The organism is Pararhodobacter sp. SW119 (assembly GCF_017811755.1).
In the GTDB taxonomy this organism is placed as follows: domain Bacteria; phylum Pseudomonadota; class Alphaproteobacteria; order Rhodobacterales; family Rhodobacteraceae; genus Pararhodobacter.
The window spans coordinates 1-2195 of record NZ_JADDJF010000130.1 but is presented as its reverse complement, the minus strand read 5'-3'; the positions used below and the strand labels follow the sequence as shown (position 1 = coordinate 2195).

Sequence of the window (2195 nt, the reverse complement as noted above, 5' to 3'; positions counted from 1 at the left end):
TCGTTCCAATGGACCAGCGGCCAACGATGCACTAAAAATCAACCCGGACCACTCGATGGGGGCAGTTCACCAAGGGTCGAGTAAAGGCTCCCGAAGAAATCTTCGGGAGCTGCTCCATTGCCATACGCCTACGGTTGCTGGCTCCAGCCGAGTATGCTGATTTCCCAGATCGACCCATTCCTTGCCGAGCCGCTCCTTGAGAGCGGCGAAGATCCGCCTCTCGTTCTCCAGCTCGTCGCAGAGCAGCTGACTCTCGCCATTTCTCGAGGATAATCGGGTATTGTTTCGGCCCGCGTTGTCATTTCGCCGCATCTCGCATTGAGGAGCCGCTCCCATGTCGGTCACCCAGCAGAACATGCTCTACGCCATGGACGGCGTCGTCATGGTTCTCGATCACGCGCTGCGCATCAAGCAGGTCGGTGAGCCGAACTGGGTCCCATTCCGCGACGACAATCCGCCCCAGGACCCGACGGCTTTCGAGAGATCGAAGGACAGCGTGCTCGATCGTCCGGTCACGGTTTTCATCGCCAGTGATACCGTGCGCGCCACGTTCACGGACCTGTTCAACAGCGTGCTCAGAGGAGCACACCCGCTCGTTCGGATCAGTCAATCACTTTCGGGCGCAGCCACGCCCGGCCATCGCGCTGTTTGGCGCACCGGTCGCGGAGCGGGACGACGACGCGATCCCGAGCCCGCTCAGTCACCTTTTTCGGCGATGGCTCTCCTTGCCGTCGGCCATTGGCAAGATGCGTAACGCCCCGCTCCCGCATCAGCCGCTGATGTCCGGCGATGCGATACACGGCGATGCGGCTGCCGACCGGCGTGCTGCGCGCACGCGGGCGCTGCTTGAAGGACCGATCGGGCCGACATTGGCCAAGCTGTCCCTGCCCAATGTATTGGCGATGTTCGTTCAGGCAGCCCAAAGCGTGGCCGAGGCGTTCTTTGCCAGCCTTTTGGGTGTCACCGCGCTGGCGGGACTCGCGCTGGTGTTTCCCTTGGTTATGCTGACACAGATGCTGTCTGCGGGCGCAATAGGTGGCGCGATATCTGCCTCTGTTGCGCGCGCGCTCGGTGCCGGGCAGCCGGATCGCGCAGCCACGCTCACACTCACCGCATGGATGATCGCTGTGGCCTTTGCGGCGGCTATGGCCGGTGTGATGGCAGTTTTTGGCCGGTCGATTTTCGGCAGTCTCGGCGGAGGCGCGGCCCCGGTTGAAGCGGCGGTCACCTATGCGCTCGTGTTCTTTCCCGGTTGCATAGCAGTCTGGCTATGCCATGCCTCGCTGAGTGTGATCCGCGGGACCGGCAATATGCAGTTTCCGTCTTTGCTGCTGTTGCTGGTGTCCTCGTTCTCAATTCCTCTGGCAGGTGGCTTGTCGCTTGGCTGGGGTCCGCTTCCGGCTCTTGGCATCGCCGGGTTGCCATTCGGTCTGATCGTGGCGCATGGAGTCGGTGCGATAGTGGCGATGAGCTATATCGCATCCGGGCGGACCGGCCTGCGATTTCACGGCGCATTGGCGCAGATGAACATCGGCATGTTACGCGATATTCTGTCCGTCGGGGCGCTGGCCTCGGTCAATGCGGTTCTGACCGTGCTCACTATCGTGTTGATGGTCGGTCTGGTCAGCCAGTATGGCGAGGCGGCGCTGGCGGGCTACGGGCTTGGCGCGCGGCTGGAATTTCTGATGATCCCGGTGATCTTCGGCATCGGGGCCGCGATGACTGCAATGGTCGGCGCGAATATCGGCGCGGGCAACCGGGACCGCGCCTTGCGCGTGGCCTGGACCGGGTCGCTGGCAGCGGCAGGCATTGTCGGCACGATCGGCCTGATCCTCGCGGTCTTTCCAGACCTGTGGCTAAGCCTTTTTCTGGAGCGCTCCGACACGGCAGCGCTGGACGCCGGGCGCAGCTACTTCCGCATCGTCGCGCCGTTCTATGCCTTTTTCGGGCTTGGCCTTGCCCTCTACTTCGCTTCGCAAGGCGCAGGCCGGATGCTGTGGCCGGTGATGGGCAGCATTTGCAGGATCGGTCTGGCCTTGGGCGGTGCGCTCGTTTTGGCGGCAACCACGACTTTGGGCGTGAAGGGTGTTTTTGCCGCAATCGGAGGGGCGATGTTTGTCTACGGTATGGTGATCAGCCTTGCCATCTACCGCACAGGTTGGAAGTAGAGGATGTCATGACAGGACTTTATCTTG

The 2195-nt window shown here is 62.2% G+C and carries 2 protein-coding genes; both read left to right on the top strand.

The window, feature by feature from the left end; genetic code table 11:
• The first annotated feature begins 334 nt into the window (after positions 1-334).
• Positions 335-754, top strand: coding sequence for a hypothetical protein (locus tag IM708_RS20765; RefSeq protein ID WP_209428454.1), 420 nt, complete (start codon positions 335-337; stop codon positions 752-754).
• A gap of 25 nt (positions 755-779) precedes the next feature.
• Positions 780-2168: an MATE family efflux transporter gene (locus tag IM708_RS20760; protein ID WP_209428453.1), complete on the top strand. Its 1389-nt coding sequence runs from the start codon at positions 780-782 to the stop codon at positions 2166-2168.
• Positions 2169-2195 lie beyond the last annotated feature (27 nt).